This window comes from Streptomyces fumanus (assembly GCF_014655295.1).
GTDB classification, from domain to species: domain Bacteria; phylum Actinomycetota; class Actinomycetes; order Streptomycetales; family Streptomycetaceae; genus Streptomyces; species Streptomyces fumanus.
Genome location: NZ_BNBI01000008.1, coordinates 86,304 through 108,112, shown reverse-complemented (window position 1 = coordinate 108,112; position 21,809 = coordinate 86,304). Strand labels below are relative to the sequence as shown.

General features: G+C 71.8%; 18 protein-coding genes. 7 read left to right on the top strand and 11 right to left on the bottom strand.

Annotated features, from left to right (window positions below; all coding sequences use genetic code 11):
• Positions 1–131 precede the first annotated feature (131 nt).
• Both IE316_RS18600 and IE316_RS18595 read left to right on the top strand, forming a co-directional pair.
• Entirely contained in the window at positions 132–683 is a 552-nt protein-coding gene (locus tag IE316_RS18600) for a DUF6082 family protein (protein WP_190205521.1), read from the top strand.
• A 129-nt stretch (positions 684–812) separates the two neighbouring features.
• Positions 813–1,049: a hypothetical protein gene (locus tag IE316_RS18595; RefSeq protein WP_190205520.1), complete on the top strand. Its 237-nt coding sequence runs from the start codon at positions 813–815 to the stop codon at positions 1,047–1,049.
• 209 nt (positions 1,050–1,258) lie between these two features.
• On the opposite strand, the gene IE316_RS18590 is transcribed toward IE316_RS18595, so the two are convergent.
• On the bottom strand, positions 1,259–2,425 hold the full coding sequence (locus IE316_RS18590; protein ID WP_190205519.1) for a citrate synthase/methylcitrate synthase: 1,167 nt from the start codon (positions 2,423–2,425) through the stop codon (positions 1,259–1,261).
• Between the two features lie 123 nt (positions 2,426–2,548).
• Here IE316_RS18590 and IE316_RS18585 point away from each other — a divergent pair, with 123 nt between their 5' ends.
• The 4 genes from IE316_RS18585 (at position 2,549) to IE316_RS18570 (ending at position 7,507) form a co-directional block, all read left to right on the top strand.
• The gene (locus IE316_RS18585; RefSeq protein ID WP_190205518.1) at positions 2,549–3,808 is read left to right on the top strand and encodes a citrate synthase; all 1,260 of its coding nucleotides are present in this window, start codon (positions 2,549–2,551) and stop codon (positions 3,806–3,808) included.
• Between the two features lie 105 nt (positions 3,809–3,913).
• Positions 3,914–4,858, top strand: coding sequence for a ferredoxin family protein (locus IE316_RS18580; protein WP_190205517.1), 945 nt, complete (start codon positions 3,914–3,916; stop codon positions 4,856–4,858).
• A 301-nt stretch (positions 4,859–5,159) separates the two neighbouring features.
• On the top strand, positions 5,160–6,830 hold the full coding sequence (locus tag IE316_RS18575; protein ID WP_190205516.1) for a sensor histidine kinase: 1,671 nt from the start codon (positions 5,160–5,162) through the stop codon (positions 6,828–6,830).
• On the top strand, positions 6,827–7,507 hold the full coding sequence (locus IE316_RS18570) for a response regulator (protein ID WP_190205515.1): 681 nt from the start codon (positions 6,827–6,829) through the stop codon (positions 7,505–7,507). The genes IE316_RS18575 and IE316_RS18570 overlap by 4 nt, the downstream gene beginning before the upstream one ends.
• 43 nt (positions 7,508–7,550) lie before the next feature.
• Here the strand turns inward: IE316_RS18570 and IE316_RS18565 are convergent, their stop codons facing one another.
• The 6 genes from IE316_RS18565 to IE316_RS18540 all read right to left on the bottom strand — a co-directional run bounded on the left by IE316_RS18565 (position 7,551) and on the right by IE316_RS18540 (position 14,575).
• Entirely contained in the window at positions 7,551–9,143 is a 1,593-nt protein-coding gene (locus tag IE316_RS18565) for a monocarboxylic acid transporter (RefSeq protein WP_190205514.1), read from the bottom strand.
• Positions 9,140–9,703, bottom strand: a complete 564-nt coding sequence (locus tag IE316_RS18560; RefSeq protein WP_190205513.1) for a DUF485 domain-containing protein — start codon at positions 9,701–9,703, stop codon at positions 9,140–9,142. The genes IE316_RS18565 and IE316_RS18560 overlap by 4 nt, the downstream gene beginning before the upstream one ends.
• A 69-nt stretch (positions 9,704–9,772) precedes the next feature.
• Entirely contained in the window at positions 9,773–10,459 is a 687-nt protein-coding gene (locus IE316_RS18555; protein ID WP_190205512.1) for a response regulator transcription factor, read from the bottom strand.
• Entirely contained in the window at positions 10,456–11,610 is a 1,155-nt protein-coding gene (locus IE316_RS18550; protein ID WP_190205511.1) for a sensor histidine kinase, read from the bottom strand. Before IE316_RS18550 ends, IE316_RS18555 begins: the two co-directional genes overlap by 4 nt.
• Positions 11,607–12,155 (bottom strand): CcdC protein domain-containing protein, encoded by a 549-nt coding sequence (locus tag IE316_RS18545; RefSeq protein WP_190205510.1) that lies wholly within the window; start codon positions 12,153–12,155, stop codon positions 11,607–11,609. The genes IE316_RS18550 and IE316_RS18545 overlap by 4 nt, the downstream gene beginning before the upstream one ends.
• Before the next feature lie 296 nt (positions 12,156–12,451).
• The gene (locus IE316_RS18540) at positions 12,452–14,575 is read right to left on the bottom strand and encodes a DNA gyrase/topoisomerase IV subunit B (protein WP_190205509.1); all 2,124 of its coding nucleotides are present in this window, start codon (positions 14,573–14,575) and stop codon (positions 12,452–12,454) included.
• A gap of 446 nt (positions 14,576–15,021) precedes the next feature.
• On the opposite strand from IE316_RS18540, the gene IE316_RS18535 reads away from it, so the two are divergent.
• Positions 15,022–15,252 carry a DUF7455 domain-containing protein gene (locus tag IE316_RS18535; protein WP_190205508.1) on the top strand — a complete coding sequence of 77 codons (231 nt, stop codon included), beginning with the start codon at positions 15,022–15,024 and terminating at the stop codon, positions 15,250–15,252.
• A gap of 132 nt (positions 15,253–15,384) precedes the next feature.
• On the opposite strand, the gene IE316_RS18530 is transcribed toward IE316_RS18535, so the two are convergent.
• The 4 genes from IE316_RS18530 to IE316_RS18515 form a co-directional block, all read right to left on the bottom strand.
• Positions 15,385–16,233: a S1 family peptidase gene (locus IE316_RS18530; protein ID WP_190205507.1), complete on the bottom strand. Its 849-nt coding sequence runs from the start codon at positions 16,231–16,233 to the stop codon at positions 15,385–15,387.
• 153 nt (positions 16,234–16,386) lie between these two features.
• Positions 16,387–17,919, bottom strand: coding sequence for an RNA polymerase sigma factor (locus IE316_RS18525; protein WP_190205506.1), 1,533 nt, complete (start codon positions 17,917–17,919; stop codon positions 16,387–16,389).
• Between the two features lie 419 nt (positions 17,920–18,338).
• The gene (locus tag IE316_RS18520; RefSeq protein ID WP_190205505.1) at positions 18,339–19,226 is read right to left on the bottom strand and encodes a FadR/GntR family transcriptional regulator; all 888 of its coding nucleotides are present in this window, start codon (positions 19,224–19,226) and stop codon (positions 18,339–18,341) included.
• A gap of 162 nt (positions 19,227–19,388) precedes the next feature.
• The gene (locus IE316_RS18515) at positions 19,389–21,452 is read right to left on the bottom strand and encodes an ABC transporter ATP-binding protein (protein ID WP_190205504.1); all 2,064 of its coding nucleotides are present in this window, start codon (positions 21,450–21,452) and stop codon (positions 19,389–19,391) included.
• Positions 21,453–21,809 lie beyond the last annotated feature (357 nt).

The window sequence follows — 21,809 nt, the reverse complement described above, 5'->3', positions numbered from 1 at the left end:
TCTCCGCCTCCCCGCCGATCAGAGCCGCTCGGCACCCTGGAGGTGGCAAGCGCCGCCCACCGCTCGCCGGTCCCCGTCAGCCGACCCGCACTCGACGACCGGCGGACGGTCGCCTTGAATCGGGGGTTGACATGGCCACACGAAATGCCTTCGCCAGGGGGGTGGGTCCCGCCGCGTTCGGTCTTGTGCTCGCCGCCGCCACCGCGAAGCTGACCGGGCGTCGGCGTCGCGCGGACGCGGCACGGCTGCAGGAGCGACTGCTGGAAGTGGAGGAACTGGCCGCGCGCCGCAGGGCCCTGGCCCATCAGCAGCGCATGCACTGGGAGCTGCTGGCGAGGGCGATCGACGACCCCTCCCTCGCCTCGGTCATCGACACGTACGACAAGTCCATACCGGCGGAGAAGCGCAGGCAGTTCCTGTACGCCAACGCCTGGTACGCCTACCTGTACCACGTCTACCGAGCCGGGCTCCTGGACCGGGAGGAGCTGTACACGTATCTGCGGGAGTTCTTCCAGAGCCCGCTGTTCCGGGAGTACTGGGAGGCGTCGCGAGCCCAACGCGCCACGCTGAAGCAGACCTCCGACGAGGCGAGGATCGGGCGCATGGTGGATGCCCTGGTGAAGGAGCTGGACGAGGCCGATACGGACGAGTGGTGGGTGGTGGGCACCCCGCCGTCCGACTGACGCCTCGTCAACCCTCCGGGTTGCACATGACACCACGGGACACGCTTTGCACGTCTGTACACACGCGCGTCATGTAAACCCAGTAGCGTTCTGCCCGCACCAAGTCCACCCATGCCTTAAGGACACCCCTTGAAGATCGTGCGCCGTATTGGTGTGCCTCCGAGCGCCCGTGGCAGCAACTCAGGAGCCAACTGCCCCGACGTGTTCGAGCTGAGCGACGGCAACTTCGCCGTCATCGGCACCGAGGCCACCGAGGCGCTGGAGCGCGAGCTGCCAGCCGACGCCTCCCGCGCGGACTACGAACGCATCGTCGTCGTCAGCCGGGAAACCCTGATCCGCGCCAAGGCGGACATCCCCGACGCCTGACGTCACCGTCCACGTCCCCGGCCGCACCCACCGATGCCCGGACCGTCCCTCCGGCGAGCAGCCCGCCACCCCGGTCCCTGCTCGACGCCCCGTGGATGCGGCCTGGCGCCCCAGAACGGCACCAGGCCGCCCGCTTTCTTCGGGGGTTCTTGGGCAGCTACGCGCCTTGAGGCACTTCCTGCACCCACTTCCGGTGCATGACGGAACGCTCAGCCCCTTTCGGGCACCGCCACCAGTGCCGGCGGGCCCACGTACCGCGCCGCCGGGCGGATGATCTTGGAGTCCTGGGCCTGTTCCAGGATGTTCGCGCTCCAGCCCACGACCCGCCCCGCGGCGAACGTCGGGGTGAACATCTCCCGTGGCAGTCCGCAGAGTTCCATGACCACACCCGCGTAGAACTCCACGTTGGTGTGCAGCTCCCGGCCCGGCTTCAGCTCCGCGAGGATCGCCTCGACCCGGCGCTCGACCTCGACGGCGAACTCGACCCGGGGGCCGCCGAACCCCCGGGCCACCTCCCGCAGCATCCGCGAACGGGGGTCCTCGGTGCGGTAGACGGCGTGACCGAAGCCCATGACGCGTTCGCCCGCCAGCACCCGCTCACGGATCCAGGAGTCGATGCGGTCGGGGGTGCCGATGGCGTCCAGGGTGTCCAGCGCACGGCTGGGCGCCCCGCCGTGCAGCGGTCCGGACAGCGCCGCCACGGCACCGGCCAGGCAGGCCGCCACATCCGCTCCTGTCGACGCGATGACACGTGCCGTGAACGTTGACGCGTTGAAGCCGTGATCAATGGTTGAGATCAAGTACTGCTCGATGGCCCGCGCCCGCCGCTCGTCGGGCTCCTCACCGGTGAGCATGTACAGGTAGTTCGCGGCGTAGGGGAGGTCCTCGCGCGGCTCCACCGGACGCAGCCCCCGCCCCAGCCGGTACAGCGCGGTGATCAGGGTGGGCACGGCGGCGACCGCGACGAGGGTGTCGTGGCGGCGCCGGTCGGCGTCGATGTCGTAGACCGGCCGGAAGCCGTGCGCCGCGCCCAGCAGGGACAGGGCCGTGCGCATCCCGGCGAGCGGGCCGGACCGGGCGCCGGCCGCGGCGACCGCGGGCAGCGCCGCCCGTACCTCCTCGGGCAGGCGGCGCAGCGCGGCGGTCTCGGCGATGAAGGCGGCGCTCCGGCCGGCGTCCGGCAGGGCGCCGTGCACGAGCAGGTGCCAGACGTCCTCGAAGCCGCGGGTGCGGGCCAGGTCGACGGCGGAGTACTGCCGGTAGTGGTAGAAGCCCTCGGTCCCCCGGACGTCGCCGATCTCGGTGTCGGTGACGACGACACCCGCGAGTCCTCGCGGTACGTCGACAAGTGTGGCTGTGGACCTGTTGACGGACATGATTGCCTCCCTCGGCTTGACTCGACTGTCCATAATTGATCGAGGATCTGTCAATATTGATCCAGTCAACATGTGTCCGGCCGAACGTCCAGATGCCCGCCGAGGATGGATACGGTGACCCCCATGCGCGATCAAGAGCCCGGCCGTCCCGCCGACGCCGAGCGGCGGCTGAGCACCAAGGAGGCCGCCGAACTCCTGGGCGTGAAGCCGGAGACGGTGTACGCGTACGTCAGCCGCGGTCAGCTCAGCAGCCGGCGTGCCCCCGGCGGACGCGGCAGCACCTTCGACGCCGACGAGGTCCAGGCGCTGGCCCGCCGCAACAGGCGTGGCGGCGGCACCGACCCGGCTGCCGGTGGCGAGCTGTCGGTACGGACCCGCATCACGCTCATCGACGGCGACCGGTACTACTTCCGGGGGATCGACGCGGTGGAGCTGGCCGAGCGGCACACCTACGAGGAGGTGGCCGAGTGGCTGTGGACCGGGACGCTCCGCCCCGGAGTCACCTTCGCCGCCCCCGAGACCTCCGTCGCCGTCGCCCGCCGTGCCGTCGACGCGCTGCCCGAGCACGCCGGGCCCGCCGACCGGCTCCGGGTCGCCGTGATCGCCGCCGCCACCGCCGACCCGCTCCGCTTCGACCTGGCCGAGGAGGCGGTGCTGGGCACCGCGCGGACGCTCCTCCCCACCCTCGTGGCCGCCCTGCCGACCGTGCGCCGCGACCACGTCGACGACGGTCCCCTCGCCCACCGCCTGTGGGCACGGCTGAGCGGCTGGCCCGCGGACGAGGCGGGACTGCGCGCCCTGGACCTCGCCCTCGGCCTGCTCGCCGACCACGACCTGGCCGCCTCGACGCTGGCCGTGCGGGTCGCCGCGTCGGCCCGGGCCCACGCCTACGCGGCCGTGTCCGCCGGGCTCGGCGTGATCGAGGGCCCGTTGCACGGGGCGGCCGGCGGCCTCGCCCACAAGATGCTGCTGGAGGTCCTCGATCAGGGCAGCGCGGCCCCCGTGGTCGCCGGGGAACTGCGGGCCGGGCGGCGCGTTCCGGGGCTCGGCCACCGTCTGTACTCCGGCGAGGACCCACGCGCGCGTGCCCTGTTCGCCGCCCTGGAGGAGATCCCCCGGGCGGCACCCGCGCTCGCGGCGGCCCGGGACGTCGCGGCCACCGCCGCCCGCCACGCGCCGCTGCACCCCAACGTCGACCTGGCGCTCGCCGTCCTGACCGCGTCGTCCGGGATGCCCGCCACCGCCGGCGAGACGATCTTCGCCGTGGCCCGGACGGCGGGCTGGATCGCACACGCGCTGGAGGAGTACGCCGAACGCCCCCTGCGGATGCGCCCGCGCGGCCACTACACCGGCCCGCGGCCACCCCGCCCGCTGCCGGAGTAGCCAAGGGGCGCCTCCGGGGGGCGGTCGTCCCGCGTCACTCCGTCGGCGGCCTCCCGGGCGCGGCTTGGGATTCGTCACCGCGCAAGTCAGGTTAGGCTCACCTCTGTGAGTACGTGCTCAACCGTCTCCCGGGACCTCGACGAGCCCCTCGCGGGCACCGCGGCCACCGCGCGGACGTGGCTGCTCCTGGAACAGCCCGGACCGTGGGGCGTCAAGGCGCTCACATCGAGCCACCTGGACCCCGCCCTCGGCCGTGCTCTGGAGAAGGCCGCCAAGGGGACGGGCGTACGCATCGCCCTGATCCGCCGCCCCGGCCGGCACGTGGACCACGGCACGCCCGCCGAGCGGCGGGTGTATGTGGCCCACACGGTGCCCGGCAACACCTGGGTGCACACCACCACGGTCACCGACCCCACACGCCTGCTCCACCTGGACTTCGCCGCGCTCGGCAGGGGCGACCACCGCCGTTTCGACTCCGTACTCCAAGGCGCCCCCCACACCGGGGACCCGCTGGTCCTGGTCTGCACCAACGGCAAGCGCGACCGGTGCTGCGCCCTGCTCGGCCGCCCGCTGGCCGCCGAACTGGCCGCCGCCGGCACCGAGGGCGTCTGGGAGGTCACCCACCTGGGCGGCCACCGTTTCTCGCCGACGCTGCTCGTGCTGCCGTACGGCTACGCGTACGGGCGGGCCGACGCGCACGCCGTCCGGGAGATCCTGCGCGGGGTGCGGGCCGGACGGATCGTCACGGCGGGCTGCCGGGGCAGCTCGGCCTGGGACCGCCCCGCCCAGGCGGCCGAACTGGCCGTGCGCACGGCGGTGGGCGAGGACGCCGCCCGAGCCCTGAGCGTCGTACGGACAGACGGCACGGCACCCCGCTGGGAGGTGACCCTCGCGCATCTCGACGGGCGGCACTGGCGGGTCGTCGTCACCCAGGGTGCGTCCCAGCCGCCGCGCCCGGAGAGCTGCGGGACGTCGGCGCTCGGTTCACCCGCGCGCATGGAGGTCACCGAGCTCCGCGAGTTGACGCTGACCTCGTCCCTGGCGAGCTGACGGGCCGTACTCCGCGCGTACGGCAGCTCCGCGGCCCGCCCGCACCCAGCCGCCCTGCGATCCTGTGCGGGCGCTTCCCCTGGGCGTACGCGACACCCGAGAACTCCGCGCCCAGCCACCCCGTCACACCGGGCACGCGCTCCCCAGGGCGTACGGAAGACCCGCACCCCCGCGCACCCGCACCTCCCCCAGGCGCCCCTCATGCCCCGCGCCCCTCTCCGCGCGCCCTCGCCCCTCGTACGGGAGATCCACCTCACACCTGCCTACGGTCCCGGCCCCCCGGCCACGTACCGTCGAAGACATGAGCCCCACTCCCCCCGCACGTCGCCGGCGCCTCGGGCTGCCGCGGCGGGTGTTCTCGCAGGTGCTGCTGATGCAGGTGGCGATCGCCGCCGGAGTCGCGGTGCTGGCGACCGGGCTGTTCCTCGCGCCGCTCGGTGACCAACTGGACGACCAGGCGATGCGGCGCGCGCTCGCCATCGCGCAGGCCACCGCGCAGCAGCCGCAGATCGCGCGGGACCTGCGCACCACCCCCGCGACGGCGCACGGCCCGGTGCAGCGGGAGGCCGAACGTGTCCGGAAGGCCACCGGGGCCGAGTACGTCGTGGTGCTGGACCGGCGGGGCGTGCGCTGGTCGCACACCGATCCGCGCCGGATCGGCGAGCCCGTGTCGACCGACCCCGGCGAGGCCCTCGCCGGGCACGAGGTGATGGAGATCGACGACGGCACCCTGGGCCGTTCGGCCCGGGGCAAGGTGCCGCTGCGCGACGCGGACGGCGCGGTCGTGGGGGCGGTCTCGGTCGGCATCGCGTACGACAGTGTGCGAGCGCGGCTGATCCACGCCATCCCGGGGCTGTTCGCGTACGCGGGCGGCGCCCTGGCGGTCGGCGCGCTGGCCGCCTGGCTCATTTCCCGCCGGGTGCAGCGGCAGACCCGTGACCTGGCCTTCTCGGACATCGCGGCGCTGCTCGCGGAGCGCGAGGCGATGCTGCACGGCATCCGGGAGGGCGTCGTCGCGCTGGACCGCAGCGGCCGGATCCGGCTCCTCAACGACGAGGCGCAGCGGCTGCTGGGCATCGGCGGCGAGGCCGTCGGCCGGTCCCCCGCCGAGGCGCTCGGCGCCGGACGTACGGCCGATGTACTGGCCGGCCGGGTCACCGGCACCGACCTGCTCACCGTGTGCGGCCAGCGGGTCCTGATCGCCAACCGCATGCCCACCGACGACGGCGGTGCCGTGGCCACCCTGCGCGACCGCACCGAACTGGAGCAGCTCGGCCGCGAACTCGACTCCACGCGCGGCCTCATCGACGCCCTGCGCGCCCAGGACCACGAACACGCCAACCGCATGCACACCCTGCTGGGCCTGCTGGAGCTGGAGATGTACGACGACGCGGTGGAGTACGTCGGTGAGGTCGTCGGCGACCACCGGGCCACCGCGGAACAGATCACCGAACGCATCCCCGACCCGCTGCTCGCCGCCCTGCTGGTCGGCAAGACGACCGTGGCGGCCGAGCGGGGGGTCGCCCTGTGGGTGTCGGACCGGACCCGGCTGCCGGACCGCTTGGTCGATCCCCAGGGGCTGGTCACCATCGTCGGCAACCTGGTCGACAACGCACTGGACGCCGCCGCGGGCACCACGCACGCGCGCGTGGAGGTCGAACTGCGCGCGGAGGGCCGTACCGCGACCCTCAAGGTGCGCGACACCGGTCCCGGGGTGCCGCCCGAGCACCGGGAGGCGGTCTTCACCGAGGGCTGGTCCACCAAGGAGGCCCCGGCCCACCGGCGGCGCGGCATCGGCCTCTCCCTGGTGCGCCGGCTCGCCGAGCGCCAGGGCGGCAGCGCGACGGTCGGCGCGGCGTACGGCGGCGGCGCGGAGTTCACCGTCGTCCTGCCGGAGGCGCTGGCTCCCGCGGAACTGGAACCGGCGCTCACCGCGCCCGTCGACCCCGCCGTCGAGAAGGAAGCCCGATGATCGAGGTCCTGGTCGTGGACGACGACACCCGGGTCGCCCGGGTGAACGCCGCCTACGTGGAGAAGGTGCCGGGCTTCCGTGTCACCGGGGCGGCGCACAGCGCCGGGGACGCGCTGCGTGCCCTGGAGTCGCTCCCCCGCCTCGACCTGGTCCTGCTGGACCACTACCTGCCCGACCGTACGGGCCTGGAGGTCGTCCAGGAGATGCGGCGGCGCGGCCACCCGGCCGACGTGATCATGGTGACGGCGGCGCGGGACGTGGCGACCGTACGCGCGGCGATGCGGCAGGGCGCGTTGCAGTACCTGGTCAAGCCGTTCACCTTCGCTGGGCTGCGCGCCAAACTGGAGGCGTACGCGGAACTGCGCCGGACCCTGGACAGCGGCGGCGAGGCGGAACAGGCCGAGGTCGACCGCATCTTCGGCGCTCTGTCGACCACGTCGGAGCCGGAGCTGCCCAAGGGGCACTCCCCCACCACCGCGGAACTGGTCCGCCAGTGCCTGATGCGGGCCGACGGACCGCTGTCGGCCCAGGAGATCGCCGACCGCACGGGAGTCAGCCGCCAGACCGCCCAGCGCTACCTCAAGCTCCTGGAACGCACCGGCAGAGCCCGCCTGACCCTCAAATACGGCGACGCGGGCCGCCCGGAACACCGCTACCTGTGGGCGACCCGCACCTGAACGCCACCCGTCACCCGCACAACTCTCCCTGCACGTCCGCTCGTCAAACGGCTCCCGCCCCCGTCAGCGACCGCACTTCCGTCTCGGCGTGCCGGGCGGCGTCCGGTGTCTCCCGTGAGGTGACCGTGCCGAGCCAGCCGGCCAGGAAGCCCAGGGGGATCGAGATCAGTCCGGGGTTCTGCAGCGGGAAGTACTGGAAGTCGGCGCCCGGGAACAGCGCGGCGGGGCTGCCCGACACCACGGGCGACACCAGCACGAGCACGACGGCCGGGACCAGGCCGCCGTAGACCGCCCACACCGCGCCGCGGGTGGTGAAGCGGCGCCAGAAGAGCGCGTAGAGCAGCACCGGGAGGTTCGCGGACGCGGCGACGGCGAAGGCGAGGCCCACCAGGAAGGCGACGTTGAGGTCGCGGGCGAGCAGGCCGAGCGCGATGGCGACCGCGCCGACGCCGACGGCGGCGAGACGTGCCACGGCCACCTCGCTGCGCGGCTCCGCGTCATGGCGGCGCAGCGACGCGTACAGGTCATGGGCTACCGACGCCGAGGAGGCCAGCGTGATCCCGGCGACCACCGCGAGGATGGTGGCGAAGGCCACGGCGGCGACGACGGCGAACAGCACCGTCCCCCAGGTGGAGTCCGCACCGCCGCCCAGGTCGAGGGCGAGGAGCGGAACCGCGGTGTTCCCGGCCGCGTTCGACTCCCGGACGGTGCCGGTCCCCACGATCGCGGCGGCTCCGAAGCCCAGCACGATCGTCATCAGGTAGAAACCGCCGATGAGTCCGATCGACCAGATCACCGACCGCCGGGCGGCACGGGCCGTGGGCACGGTGTAGAAGCGGGACAGGATGTGCGGCAGTCCGGCCGTGCCCAGCACCAGGGCGAGCCCGAGGCTGATGAAGTCGAATCGGGAGGTCCAGTCACCGCCGTAGATGAGCCCCGGCGCGAGGAACTTCTCGCCGTGCCCGCTGCGTTCGGCGGCGGTGAGCAGCAGCCGGTTGACGTCGCCGTGGAAGCGGACCAGGACGAGCGCGGTCAGCGCCACCGTACCGCCGAGCAGCAGGACCGCCTTCACGATCTGAATCCAGGTGGTGGCCCGCATCCCTCCCAACGACACATAGACGACCATGAGCGCGCCGACCCCGATGACGGTCCAGGTCCGCGCCGCCTCACCCGTACCACCGAGCAGCAGCGCGACCAGGCTGCCCGCCCCCACCATCTGCGCCACCAGATAGAGAACGGACACGGTGACCGAAGAGGTTCCCGCCGCGATCCGCACCGGACGTTCCCTCATCCGCGCGGCGACCACGTCGGCCAGGGTGAACCGGCCGCAGTTGCGCACCAGTTCGGCGACCAGGAGCAGCACCACCAGCCACGCCACCAGGAAGCCCACCGAATACAGCATCCCGTCGTAGCCGTAGAGGGCGATCAGACCGGAGATGCCGAGGAAGGACGCGGCGGACATGTAGTCACCCGCGATGGCAAAACCATTCTCCATGGGGGAGAAGAGACGGCCGCCCGCGTAGAACTCCTCCGCCGAGCCGCGCCGGTGCCGGCTCACCCAGGTCGTGATCCCCAAGGTGACCGCCACGAACGCGCTGAACAGCAGCAACGCCAGCGTCTGATGCTCCCCCGTCACGGCGCATCGCCCCGGGTCCGGGTCAGTTCCTGTGTCGTCCAGCGCAGGTCCAGCGCCGCCCGGTCCCTGCGCAGCCGGGCGTGCCGGGCGTAGGCCCAGGTGAGCAGGAAGGTGGTGAGGAACTGGCCGAGCCCCGCCAGCATCGCCACGTTCACCGCTCCGGCCACCGGCCGCGCCATCAGCCCCGGTGCCGTCGTCGCCGTCACCACGTAGGCGACGTACCACGCGAAGAAGCCGATCACCGCGGGCACCACGAACCGTCGGTACCGGCTGCGCACCTCCTGGAACGCCGCGCTGCGCTGAACCTCCAGGTAGGCATCGGCCGAGGCCCGCACTCCGTCGTCCGCCGCCGCCGGTCCCGCCGCTCGTCCCGCTGGCCGCACCGGCGCCGCCCGTCCCGCCGGCTCACCCCATCCGGAGGCCGGGGCGTCGTACCAGGGATCGTCGTATCCGGGGCTCGCGGGCGCCCGCGCCGGGACGGGGACCTGACCGGCGCGCCGGCTTCTCGCGCTCCCCGGATCGCCCCGGTCGCCGTGGAGGCGATCGTTGCTCGACTGCATGCCCAAGGATGGGCAGAACGGGAAGATCCCTGACTCTTCTTCCTCTCGCGCTTCACCCCATCAGGTGACTCACTCCACGGTCGGCCCCACCAGCCCCTTCCTGTAGGCGTAACGCACCGCCTGCGCCCGGTCCTTCAGTCCCGTCTTGCCGAACAGGTTGTTGATGTGGGTCTTCACGGTCGCCGTCGACACATGCAGTCTCCGGGCGATCTCCTGGTTGCTGAGCCCCTCGGCGATCAGCACCAGCACCTCCGCCTCCCGGGTGGTGAGTCCGTCGGGCGGGGCGGTCGGCGCCGCCGGTGGGGTCGGTGCGGGATCCGACAGGCGTTCGAGCAGCCGTCGTTGGATGCTCGGTGACAGCCCGGCGTCACCGGACAGCACACTGTGCACGGCCCGGACGATCTCGTCGCCGTCCGCGTCCTTGGTGAGATATCCACGGGCCCCCGCGCTCAGCGCCGGGAACAGCGACTCGTCGTCCGCGTATGTCGTCAGCACCACGACCTGCGTGCCCGGGTACTCGGAGCGGATCCTGCGGGTCGCCTCCACTCCGTCGCAGCGCGGCATCCGCAGGTCCATCAGCACCACGTCCGGGGCGAGTTCGGCGACGAGCCTTACCGCCTCCTCCCCGTCCCCCGCCGCGCCCACGACCTCGACCCCCGGCAGCAGGCCCAGCAGCATCACGATGCCCTCGCGCACGACCGTCTGGTCGTCGGCGACCACCACCCGCGCGGCCTTCCCCCCACCCGTCTGCGTCATACGGGCACCTTCAACGTCACCACGAACCCCTCCTCACCCGGCCCGGCCCGCAGCGAGCCGCCCAGCAGCTCGGCACGCTCCCGCATGCCCAGGAGACCGTATCCGCCTCCGGAGCCGGCCAGTGCGCCGGGCGAGCCACCCGAGTCCCGGACGTCCAGGGTCACCTCGTGCGCGCCGTAGTCGAGCGACACGCGCACCTTGGCGTCCGGGGCGTGCTTGCGGACGTTGGTCATGGCCTCCTGAGCGACTCTGCGTACGGCCTGTGATGCCTCGACGGGCAGCGGTCTGCGATCACCTGTAATGGCGACCTCCGCATCGTCGGCGGCATCGACGAGCTGGGTCAGGAAGTCCTCCAGCGGTGTCAGCTCCCCCCGGAGCGCGGACAGTGCCTGCCGGGTCTCGGTGAGTCCGTCCCGGGCCATGCCCCGTGCCGCCACCACCCGTTCGAGGATCTGCTCCCGGTCGGCGTCCCGTTCGATCAGCAGCCGTGCCGCCTCCAGGTGCACCAACTGGGCCGAGAGGCTGTGCGCCAGCACGTCGTGGATCTCCCGTGCGATCCGGGCCCGCTCCGTGAGCGCCGCCGACTCCGCCTCGGCCGTCCGCGCGGCGCGCTCCTGTGCCAGCAGCCGCCGAGCGTTGCCCCGGGCCTCGGCGTCCAGCCGCAGGACGTATCCGCCCAGGGCCAGCCCCGCTGTCGTGGCGACGGTGGGGAGCCAGGCGTCATGGGTGACCACGGCGTACGAGGCGAGCGCGGCCGCGGTCACCGGCAGGGCGGCCACCAGCGGCAACCGCTGCAACGAGATCACGGCGCAGGCGCACCAGACGACGAGTGTCGGGACTTCGATGCCGGCCGCATGGGCGGCTGCCGCCAGGCCGATGAGTCCGGCGAAGAGGGACACGGACGGCCAGAACCGCTGCGCGCGTGTGGTCCGCAGGACGGCCCGGATCGCGAGGACGGCCAGGACGACGGCCCCCACCGCCCCCGCCGGGGACCACCACCCGTGTCCCCGCGCGCTGGTGGCCGCGCCCCACAGCAGTACCGCCAGGAGCGAGATCCGTACGGCCCAGGCAAGCGGCCGGCGGTGTGCTGGGCGTGGCTCCCGACCGAGTGCCTCCTTGGACGGCCAGCGCGTCCAGACGTTCTCCGTCACACGGGCTCCTTCCAGGCGGGCCGGGCCATGGCGTCACCGTACGCCGTGACCGGAGCACCCACCGGCCCGGTCACCGGTGCGGCGACCGCGATGGAGGTGCGGGCGCGCCAGGCCAGGACTCCGGAGCGGACCAGCAGGGTGCCCGCGAGAGCGAGGAGCGCGGCGGAGGCGTCCTGGTGCACGCCCAGGACGGAGCCGAGCGCGAAGAGCACGACGCGCACTCCGATGCCGACGATCCAGACCGCGACGGTCGCCTTGCTGCCCCTGCTCCACACAGTGCCGTCGGCCTCGGTCCATATGCGGGTGGTCCAGGCCAGGCCCGCCCCGATGACCAGGCCCAGGAGCAGTGCGGTCGCGAGCAGGCCCATCGCCGCGGCGTGGTGCTGAGGGCCGAGGATGCCGGGGTCGCGCAATGCGGCGATGCCCAGGACCGCCGACACGATCCACCAGCGTCTCTCGGCGTTCATCCGGCTGGGACGGAACTGGCGAGCGATCACCAGACCGGCCACAGCGACGATCACCAGCGCGTCTGCGAGCCCGGGCATCACGGCCTCCGTAGGAGAGAAGGGGTGCCGGCGGAGCGTTCTGCCGACGCCTTCGACGCTACGGAAAGCGGCAGGTCACGGGATCGGAGCCAGGGTGGATCACGGGTGGATCGTCACACGGCGGACCTCCACCCACGGGTGGAGAAGGCGTCTGGGCCTCGCAGCGGGAGCCCCGTACGGAACCGCCTGGTCCTCGCAGCGGAAGCCCCGTACAGAGCTTCGCGGGACGGCCCGGGGCGCTCCCCCAAGACCGTCCCGCCCGTCCCGTCTGCCCCGTCCGTCCCGCGTGTCGGCGACTACGCGTCGATGCGCGACCGGTCCAGCGTCGCCGCCGAGTTCGAGATGAACTCCTTGCGGGGGGCGACGTCGTTGCCCATCAGCAGGTCGAAGACCTGCTCGGCGGACTCCAGGTCGGTGAGGTTGATCCGGCGCAGGGTGCGGCGCCGCGGGTCCATGGTCGTCTCGGCCAACTGGTCGGCGTCCATCTCGCCAAGGCCCTTGTAGCGCTGGATGGAGTCCTTGTACCGGATGCCCTTGGTCTGGAACTCCATGAGCTTGTCGCGCAGCTCCCGGTCCGAGTACGTGTAGACGTACTTGTCCTGGCCCTTCTTCGGCTGGACCAGCTCGACGCGGTGCAGCGGCGGCACCGCGGCGAAGACGCGGCCGGCCTCGACCATGGGCCGCATGTAGCGGTGGAAGAGCGTCAGCAGCAGCGTACGGATGTGGGAGCCGTCCACGTCGGCGTCGGTCATCATGATGATCTTGCCGTAGCGCGCCGCGTCGATGTCGAAGGTCCGGCCCGAGCCGGCTCCTATGACCTGGATGATCGCACCGCACTCGGCGTTCTTCAGCATGTCCGACACCGAGGACTTCTGAACGTTGAGGATCTTGCCGCGGATCGGCAGCAGCGCCTGGAACTCGGAGTTCCGGGCGAGCTTGGCGGTGCCCAGCGCGGAGTCGCCCTCGACGATGAACAGCTCGCTGCGGTCGACGTCGTCGCTGCGGCAGTCGGCGAGCTTGGCCGGCAGCGAGGAGGACTCCAGGGCCGTCTTGCGACGCTGGGCGTCCTTGTGCTGGCGGGCGGCGATCCGGGTACGGGCCGCGGCGACGGCCTTCTCCATGACGACCCGCGCCTGCTGGGCGGCGTCCCGCTTGGTGGAGGTCAGGAACGCCTTGAGTTCCTTGGTGACGACGTTGTTCACGATACGGCGGGCCGCGGAGGTGCCGAGCACCTCCTTGGTCTGCCCCTCGAACTGCGGTTCGGCGAGCCGGACCGTGACGACCGCCGTGAGCCCTTCGAGGGCGTCGTCCTTGACGATGTCGTCCTCGGCGACGCGCAGCAGCTTCTTGGCGCGCAGCACCTCGTTCATCGTCTTGGTGACGGCCTGCTCGAAGCCGGCCACATGGGTGCCGCCCTTGGGCGTGGCGATGATGTTGACGAACGACCTGACCGTCGTGTCGTAGCCGGTCCCCCAGCGCAGCGCGACGTCGACGCCCAGTTCGCGGGTGACCTCGGTCGGGGTCATCTGGCCGCGGTCGTCCAGGACGGGGACGGTCTCCTTGAAGGTGCCCTGCCCGGTGAAGCGGAGCACATCGCAGATGGGCCTGTCGGTGGCGAGGAACTCGCAGAACTCGCTGATGCCGCCGTCGAAGCGGAAGGACTCCTCGCCCTTGCTGCCGCCCTCGCCGAGGCCGTACTCGTCGCGGACGACGATGGTCAGGCCGGGCACCAGGAACGCGGTCTGGCGGGCGCGCTGGTGCAGGTTGTCCAGGGAGAGCTTGGCGTCCTTGAGGAAGATCTGCCGGTCGGCCCAGTACCGCACGCGCGTGCCGGTGCGCGTCTTGGGGATCTTCTTGGCCTTGCGCAGCCCGCTCTTGGCCTCGAACCCGGCGTCGGGTCCCGCGGCGGCGAAGGCGCCGGGCACGCCGCGCCGGAAGCTGATGACGTGGGTGTGCCCGTCACGGTCCACCTCGACGTCCAGACGCGCGGAGAGGGCGTTCACCACGGAGGCGCCGACGCCGTGCAGACCACCGGAAGCGGCGTACGAGCCGCCGCCGAACTTGCCGCCGGCGTGCAGCTTGGTCATGACGACCTCGACGCCGGACAGGCCGGTCTTGGGCTCGACGTCCACGGGGATGCCGCGGCCGTTGTCCCGGACCTCCACCGAGCCGTCGTCGTGGAGGATGACCTCGATGTGGTCGCAGTAGCCGCCGAGGGCCTCGTCGACGGAGTTGTCGATGATCTCCCAGAGGCAGTGCATCAGGCCGCGGCTGTCCGTGGACCCGATGTACATGCCAGGGCGCTTGCGCACGGCTTCGAGCCCCTCGAGGACGAGCAGGTGCCGCGCGGTGTAGTTGGAACCGTCCCGGTCTGCTCCTGCCAGCAGAGCTGTGGACGGCACGGACGTCTCGGCGGTCACGCGGTTCGCTCCTCGCTGAATTTCAGATGGGGCCCTGGTGGGTAAGGGCGCGGGGTCTTTCACCGGTCAGAGGGTACCGATGCCTGGTAGAGCCGTTGTCACGCCACCCTCGTCGACGGCTCAGCCTAGTCCACAGTCGCATGCGTGTTCGATCCTTCGATGGAGTGAAGTACACATCACGTTCCCTTCGAGGCATGAACCATTTAGGCTCCGGGCACGTCCTCTTGAACAAACCGGCAACCCAGCCGGCCGGGACTACTGACACTGACCGACAGCGCGAACCCGTACGACACATAGACACGCAATACGGCACATTCGCCGCCAACCGGCAACAGCCAGCCTCCTCGGGAAGTTTTTTTCGAGGAAATGCCACGAGCGGGAACGTTTTGGGGCTGGTTGGATGTTGACCCTGGTACGACAGCTCGTCGAGCTAGAGAAGAGGCGACGTGACTACTGTTCTGACTTCCGCGAGCCCGCTGACGGCCGCTGACCGATGCGACCGTTGCGGCGCCCAGGCGTACCTGCGCGTCGTCCTGCTGAGCGGCGGAGAACTGCTCTTCTGCGCCCACCACGGGCGCAAGTTCGAGCCGGAACTCAAGAAGATCGCCGCTGAGATACAGGACGAGACCGAGCGCCTGACCGCCGACCAGACAAGCGCCCCCGAAGAAGAGCGCTGATATATCGCGTCCCACGACGAGCGAACCCGGCACAGGCCGGGAACCAGGGCGGCCCCCTCCACACCCGGAGGGAGCCGCCCTCGCTCATGCCCCAGCGGGCCTCAGACCGCCCCTGGCCGCCCGTGTGACGCCCTAGGAGGCCGCGTCGGCCCCGCCGTCCCACCCGAGGGTCCGCAGGACGGCGGACAGGCGCGTGTAGACCCCCGGACTGCCCGGCCGGCCGCACTCGCCGCCCCAGGAGACGAGGCCGATGAGCTTCCCGCCGGCCACCAGCGGCCCGCCGCTGTCCCCCTGGCAGGCGTCCCGGCCGCCGTGCTCCTCGCCCGCGCAGAGCATCGTGTCGGGGCGGTACTGGCCCACCTCACCGCCCGGATACGCCTGCTCACAGACGGAATCGGACAGTACGCGCACGCGTGCCGCGTGCAGGGTCGTCGGGTAGTCGCCGGCGCCCGAGGTGTCCCCCCACCCGTAGACGACGGCCGCCGTGCCGGGCTCGTAGGCGGGATCACCGGCGGGCGCCATGGCTATGGCGGAGCCGGGCGGCAGCGCCTCGCCCAGAGTGAGCACGGCGAAGTCGCCGGTGTTGGCCACGTCGTCGTGTCCGGGGTTCACCCAGATGTCACGGACCGCGATCTCGCGCCCCTCCCCCGAGAGGAGGTCGCCGCGCCCCGCGACGACCTTCAGGTCACGTACCTGCTCGGGTGGCCCGCCCAGGGCTTCCGCGCCCAGGCAGTGCGCCGCCGTCAGCACGGTGGTCCGGCCGACGGCCACTCCCCCGCAGAACTGCCCCGCCCTCGTACCCCCGAACCGGTCACGGCTGGTCAGGGCCACCGTCCACGGACTCTCGGACACCTCGACGGGAAAGCCTCCGACGACAACGCTGTCGGCGGACGCGGGGGCGGCGGACATCAGCGGTATGACGGTCGCGGCGACCGCCAGGGCCAACGGCCGGGCCAGTGCCCGAGCAGAAGGGTGGCGCATGCAGACTCCTCACTCTGGGTGCCGATGAGACACCCAGAGTGATCCAATTGGCGGCACCCCGCACCCCCGGACCGGCGGCGGTGTCCGCACGGACACGCGTGAAGGCCCGGTCCCCCACGGGGAACCGGGCCTTGCCGGCCGTACGGGCGTGACCTAGTCGAGGTAGTCGCGCAGCACCTGGGAACGCGACGGGTGGCGCAGCTTCGACATGGTCTTGGACTCGATCTGGCGGATGCGCTCGCGGGTGACGCCGTACACCTTGCCGATCTCGTCGAGGGTCTTCGGCTGACCGTCGGTGAGACCGAAGCGCATGGACACGACGCCCGCCTCGCGCTCGGAGAGGGTGTCCAGGACGGAGTGCAACTGCTCCTGGAGGAGCGTGAAGCTGACCGCGTCGGCCGGGACGACCGCCTCGGAGTCCTCGATGAGGTCACCGAACTCGCTGTCGCCGTCCTCGCCCAGCGGGGTGTGCAGCGAGATCGGCTCACGGCCGTACTTCTGGACCTCGATGACCTTCTCGGGGGTCATGTCGAGTTCCTTGGCCAGCTCCTCCGGGGTGGGCTCGCGGCCCAGGTCCTGGAGCATCTGGCGCTGCACGCGCGCGAGCTTGTTGATGACCTCGACCATGTGCACCGGGATACGGATGGTGCGGGCCTGGTCGGCCATCGCGCGGGTGATCGCCTGACGGATCCACCAGGTGGCGTACGTGGAGAACTTGTAGCCCTTGGTGTAGTCGAACTTCTCGACCGCGCGGATCAGACCGAGGTTGCCCTCCTGGATGAGGTCCAGGAAGAGCATGCCGCGGCCGGTGTAGCGCTTGGCCAGGGAGACCACCAGGCGGAGGTTGGCCTCCAGGAGGTGGTTCTTGGCGCGGCGCCCGTCCTCGGCGATGATCTCCAGCTCGCGCTTGAGCTTCGGGGCGAGCTTGTCGGCGTTGGCCAGCTTGTCCTCGGCGAACAGACCGGCCTCGATGCGCTTGGCGAGTTCGACCTCCTGCTCGGCGTTGAGCAGCGGGACCTTGCCGATCTGCTTGAGGTAGTCCTTGACCGGGTCGGCGGTGGCACCGGCCGCGGCGACCTGCTGGGCCGGCGCGTCGTCCTCGTCCTCGTCGGACAGCACGAAGCCGGCGTTCTCGGTGCCCTCGGGCTCGTCGGCGACCTTGGTGTCCTCCAGCACCTCTTCCTCGAGGAGCTCGGCGTCGTCCTTCTTGCCCGTGGTCTTCTTGGCCACCGTCTTCTTCGCGGTGGCGGTCTTCTTGGCGGCCGCCTTCTTGGCGGTCGTCTTCTTCGCGGCCGCCTTCCTGGCAGGCGTCTCGTCCTCGGCGGCGGGGTCGGCGGCGGGCGCTGCCGGGGTGGCGGCGGTGGCGGTCTTCCGGGTGGCCACCGTCTTCGCCGCGACCGTCTTGGTGGCGGTGCGCTTGGCGGGGCTCTTCGCTGCGACGCTCTTTCGGGTGCGCTTGGGCTCTGCGGCACTGACCATCAGCGTCACACCCTCTTCCTCGAGGATCTGGTTGAGGCTGCGCAGTACGTTCTTCCACTGAGTGGCCGGAATCTGGTCAGCTTCGAAGGCCCGACGCACGTCATCGCCGGCGATCTGCCCCTCAGCCTTTCCCCGCTCAATGAGCGCCATGACAGAGACGGACTCGGCGATCTCCGGCGGGAGCGTACGGGATGTGCTGGCCGACACGAACAACCTCTCGGAACGTTGAAAACGGCTTCCGGCCCCGTCCATGGTGGACAGGAGCCGACCGCCGGCTTGGGGATGGGCCGACGGCGCGGGCGGGGGCCGGGAGATGCACAGCGCCGTGAACGGCGTCCGTATTCCCTCCTCGGCTGTCACCTCTTAGGTCATCGCGTTGTTTCCGCGAGCGTTACGCCCAATCCGCGTGGCCCGAGTCACACCCCGTAAGCGCTCATCAGTGCTCAAACGCGTACAAACGTGATCGTCGATGATGACGGCCCGAGCAGGCCGGGGAGCTGTGTGATCACACCACCGGACCCCGCAGGGCCGTGGCGGCGCTGCGGGGTCGACGGCCGCGACGAACCGGCCGGGCGTCGCCACAGGAGGGGGTGGCCCGCCCGGCCCGCGCCGCTTCGGTGGGGCGGTCAGTGCTCACGCGGGGCGGGCACCACGCGCTCCACCTCCGGGTGGACGGTCAGCAGTTGGCGCATGGCCGTCTCGGCCGCGCCGCCGTCACCCGCGGCCAGCGCGTCGGCGATCCGGGCGTGCTGCGCCAGCGACGCCTCGGTCGGCCGGTCACAGCCGGCGACCGGGCCGCCGGAGACCTGGAGGGCGGCGGACACGATGCCGGAGAGGTGCTCCAGCATGCGGTTGCCCGCGACCTGGATCAGCAGGGAGTGGAACTCGGCATCGGCGCGGGCGAAGGTGAGCGCGTCGCCCTGGCCCATGGCGTGGCCCATGATCCCGACCATGTCGGTAAGGCGCTGCTGCACGTCTTCGCGCCCGTGCCCGGCGGCGAGGCGCGCGGCCAGCGGCTCGATCGTCCAGCGCAGCTCGCTCAGCTCCCGCCGCTGGTCATCGCGCTGCGGTCCGAACGCCCGCCATTCGATGATGTCCGGGTCGAGGAGGTTCCAGTCACTGACGGGACGCACGCGCGTGCCGACGTTCGGCCGGGCGCTCACCAGGCCCTTGGCCTCCAGCACGCGCAGCGACTCGCGGACGACGGTACGGGACACCTCGAAACGCTGGCCGATCTCCTCCGGCACCAGCGGGCGGTCGGCACCCAGGTCGCCCGAAACGATCATCTGGCCGAGCTGCTGGACGAGTTGCCCGTGCAGCCCGCGTCCGCGGCTGCCCGCGGCACGCCGGCCCACGCGGCCCAGCTCCGAGTCCGCCCCTTCCCAGGCGGGGATTCCGACGCGGTCGACGGCGGGCGCCTCGGCGTAGGGGTAGCGGTCGAGTTCGCCCGGGTTCGCGAGGCCGGAATCGGCGGAGCGGGCGGCGGTCATCATGGTGTGCGCAAGGGTACTCACGCATCCTTTGTCGGCGCTGTTCCCAACTCCCTTGAGGTCTTTGGTGAAAAGCACACGAAAGGGTGATCGATCACCCCGTCGCAATTGACGCCTTATCGGAAAGAAATGGGCTTTCCCCGGGGAGTTGCGCACAGGGCCGGACCGGGAGGTCACGGAGGGTGGTCATCGGACCCTGCCGCGCAGGGTCGTCACCAGATACGCACAGAGCAGGGTGGCCAGGGACAACATCAGCGCACTGCCGACGGGTTGGGCGAGCGCGAGCATCACGGCCTCCACGTACCGCTCCCCGCCGAAGGGCCACTGCGTCAGGAGCACTTCGCGCAGCCGCAGCGGGAAGTCCGCCGCGGTCCGCACGGAGTGGCCCTCCCAGACCGCTTGTACGAGGGGCACGACGAGGACGGGTACGGCGACCACGGCCGCCAGCCCGGCCGTGGTCGACCGGAAGACGCCCGCCGCCAGCACACCGGCCCAGGCGCAGCCGACCACCAGGCAGATCCAACCGGCACCGAGCGTCGGCCAGTCAGCGGGAACCTCCGCGAGGTCCCGTCCGTAGAACAGGTAGAGCACCTGGGCGTCGCAGCCCACCGTGAGGACTGCCAGCAGCAGCGCGGTGGCCGCCGCGACCAGGAGTTTCGCGGTCAGCAGCCCCAGTCTGCGGGGCACCGTGCCGCGGTCCGCCGCCAGCGCGGGGTGGCGGAACTCGTCCCCGAAGGCGAGCGCGCCCAGCAGTCCCGCCCCGAGCGCCGCGGGCGGAAGAGGCAGCTCTCGCGGCCACGCGGCGAGCAGCCGCGGCTGCGGAGTGTGACCGACGCGGGCCAGGAGTACGGCGGTGACGGCGGAGGCGACGAGCACGACGGCCCCGGTGACGAACCCGGTGGCGATCCCGACCGCGCGGCGGAACTCGTAGCGGAGGGGACGCAGGGGGCTGGGGGCGGAGCGGACGGAGATGGGGGGCGGGAGGGGGGAGGAGGCACCGGGAGCCGGGACGGCGGGGTTGAACGGGCCGGGTGTGTGCAGGGGCTCGGGTGATTGCTGAGGCTGAAGCGTCTGGTGTGTCTTCTGGGACGCGCGGGACGGCTGGGGTTTCGGGAGGCCGTCCGTGGGTGGCTCCGGGGCAGCGGACGTGGGTGCCGGCGTCGAAGGCTCGTGCGGGCCGCCTGTGAGTGCCTTGGGGGCGGCGGCGGACGAGGGCGCCGTCTGCGTCGAGGGTTCGCGCGGGCCGGCTGTGGGTGACCGCGGGGCGACGAAGGAGGGTGCCTGCGTCGGAGGCTCGTGCGGGCCGCCTGTGGACGGCTGCGGGGCGGCGGAGGATCGGGCCTGCGCCGCCCGGGCCTGTGGCACCCCGGCACCCGGGCCCATGTCCCCCGTCTCGTCGGCCAGTTGGTGCACGGGAACGCCGTTCCGGAAGGCGACTTCGCCGACGTCGGCGCATGTACTGCCGTACACGGAGAGGCGGTTGCCGCCCTCGCGGACCACCTCGATGGAACGGTGCGTGGTGCGGGCCTCCTTGGCGAGGAGGGCGGCGAGGCGTGTGGCGTGCGGGGTGCGGACGGCGACGCGGGGGCGGAGCCGGGTGCGGGAGAAGTCGGCGGCTTCCTGGTCGGCGACGAGCCTGCCCCGCTCCAGGGTCACCACGCGGTCGGCGGTGCGCGCGGTTTCCTTCGGGTCGGCCGTGGCGTACAGGACGGTGCCGCCCTGGGTGGCGTACGCGCGCAGGGCGTCGTGCAGCCAGCGGCTCTCGGAGGTGGACAGGCCGCCCGCCGGGTCGTCGAGCACGAGCGTGTGCGGATCGGCGAGCAGGGCGCAGGCCAGGCCGAGGCGGCGGTCCGTGCCGCGGGACAGGCTGCCGAGGCGTTCGTCGCGCAGGCTCACGAGTCCGACGGCTTCCAGGATCTCGTCGGCGCGGCGGATCGGGGCTCCCGCCGCCGCGCACAGCATGCGCAGATGTCCGCGGACCGTACGGCCCGGGTGTCCGGGTACCTCGCCCAGCAGGACGCCGACTTCCCGGGACGGGTAGGCGATGCGATGCAGGGGGCGGCCTCTGAAGTGGGTGACGCCACGGCCGCGTTGCAGTTCGAGCATGAGTCTCAGCACTGTCGTCTTGCCGGCGCCCGGGGCTCCGAGCAGTGCGGTGACGCGGCCCGCGTGCGCCTCGAAGGAGACGTCGTCGACGGCGGGCGGAAGCTCTTTGCGAGGGTTGCTGGTCAGTCCGATGGCCTGGATCACCCGCAGCAAGATAGCGCGGTATGTCCGGTTTTGCGGGCACCGCAGGGCCCGCATCGCCGGGGCGCGGGCCGGTGCTGCGGGGTCTGTGCCCGACGGTTGCTGCTCTCGTCGGTCTCGGGGGGCGGTCTGGGAGGTCTCGGGGGATCTCGGGGGCGGTTTCTCGTGATCGGTCGTCAGCCGTCGATCGCTGGTCGTACCGGTCGTCGGTCGCCGGTCATCGGGTGGCGGTTACTGGTCGTCGGCTGTCGATCATTGGCCATCGACTGTCAGTCGTTGATCGTTGATCGTCAGTTGCTGATCGCCAGTTCTTGGTCGACGGTTGCTGGTTCCTGATTGCTGGTTGCTGGTTGCTGGTTG

Bases quoted from the DNA above. Each gene is read 5' to 3' on its own strand.
- IE316_RS18600 (WP_190205521.1), top strand. From the start codon at position 132: ATGGCCACACGAAATGCCTTCGCCAGGGGGGTGGGTCCCGCCGCGTTC.
- IE316_RS18590 (WP_190205519.1), bottom strand. From the start codon at position 2,425: ATGTCCGTCAACAGGTCCACAGCCACACTTGTCGACGTACCGCGAGGA.
- IE316_RS18585 (WP_190205518.1), top strand. From the start codon at position 2,549: ATGCGCGATCAAGAGCCCGGCCGTCCCGCCGACGCCGAGCGGCGGCTG.
- IE316_RS18575 (WP_190205516.1), top strand. From the start codon at position 5,160: ATGAGCCCCACTCCCCCCGCACGTCGCCGGCGCCTCGGGCTGCCGCGG.
- IE316_RS18570 (WP_190205515.1), top strand. From the start codon at position 6,827: ATGATCGAGGTCCTGGTCGTGGACGACGACACCCGGGTCGCCCGGGTG.
- IE316_RS18560 (WP_190205513.1), bottom strand. From the start codon at position 9,703: ATGCAGTCGAGCAACGATCGCCTCCACGGCGACCGGGGCGATCCGGGG.
- IE316_RS18555 (WP_190205512.1), bottom strand. From the start codon at position 10,459: ATGACGCAGACGGGTGGGGGGAAGGCCGCGCGGGTGGTGGTCGCCGAC.
- IE316_RS18545 (WP_190205510.1), bottom strand. From the start codon at position 12,155: ATGCCCGGGCTCGCAGACGCGCTGGTGATCGTCGCTGTGGCCGGTCTG.
- IE316_RS18530 (WP_190205507.1), bottom strand. From the start codon at position 16,233: ATGCGCCACCCTTCTGCTCGGGCACTGGCCCGGCCGTTGGCCCTGGCG.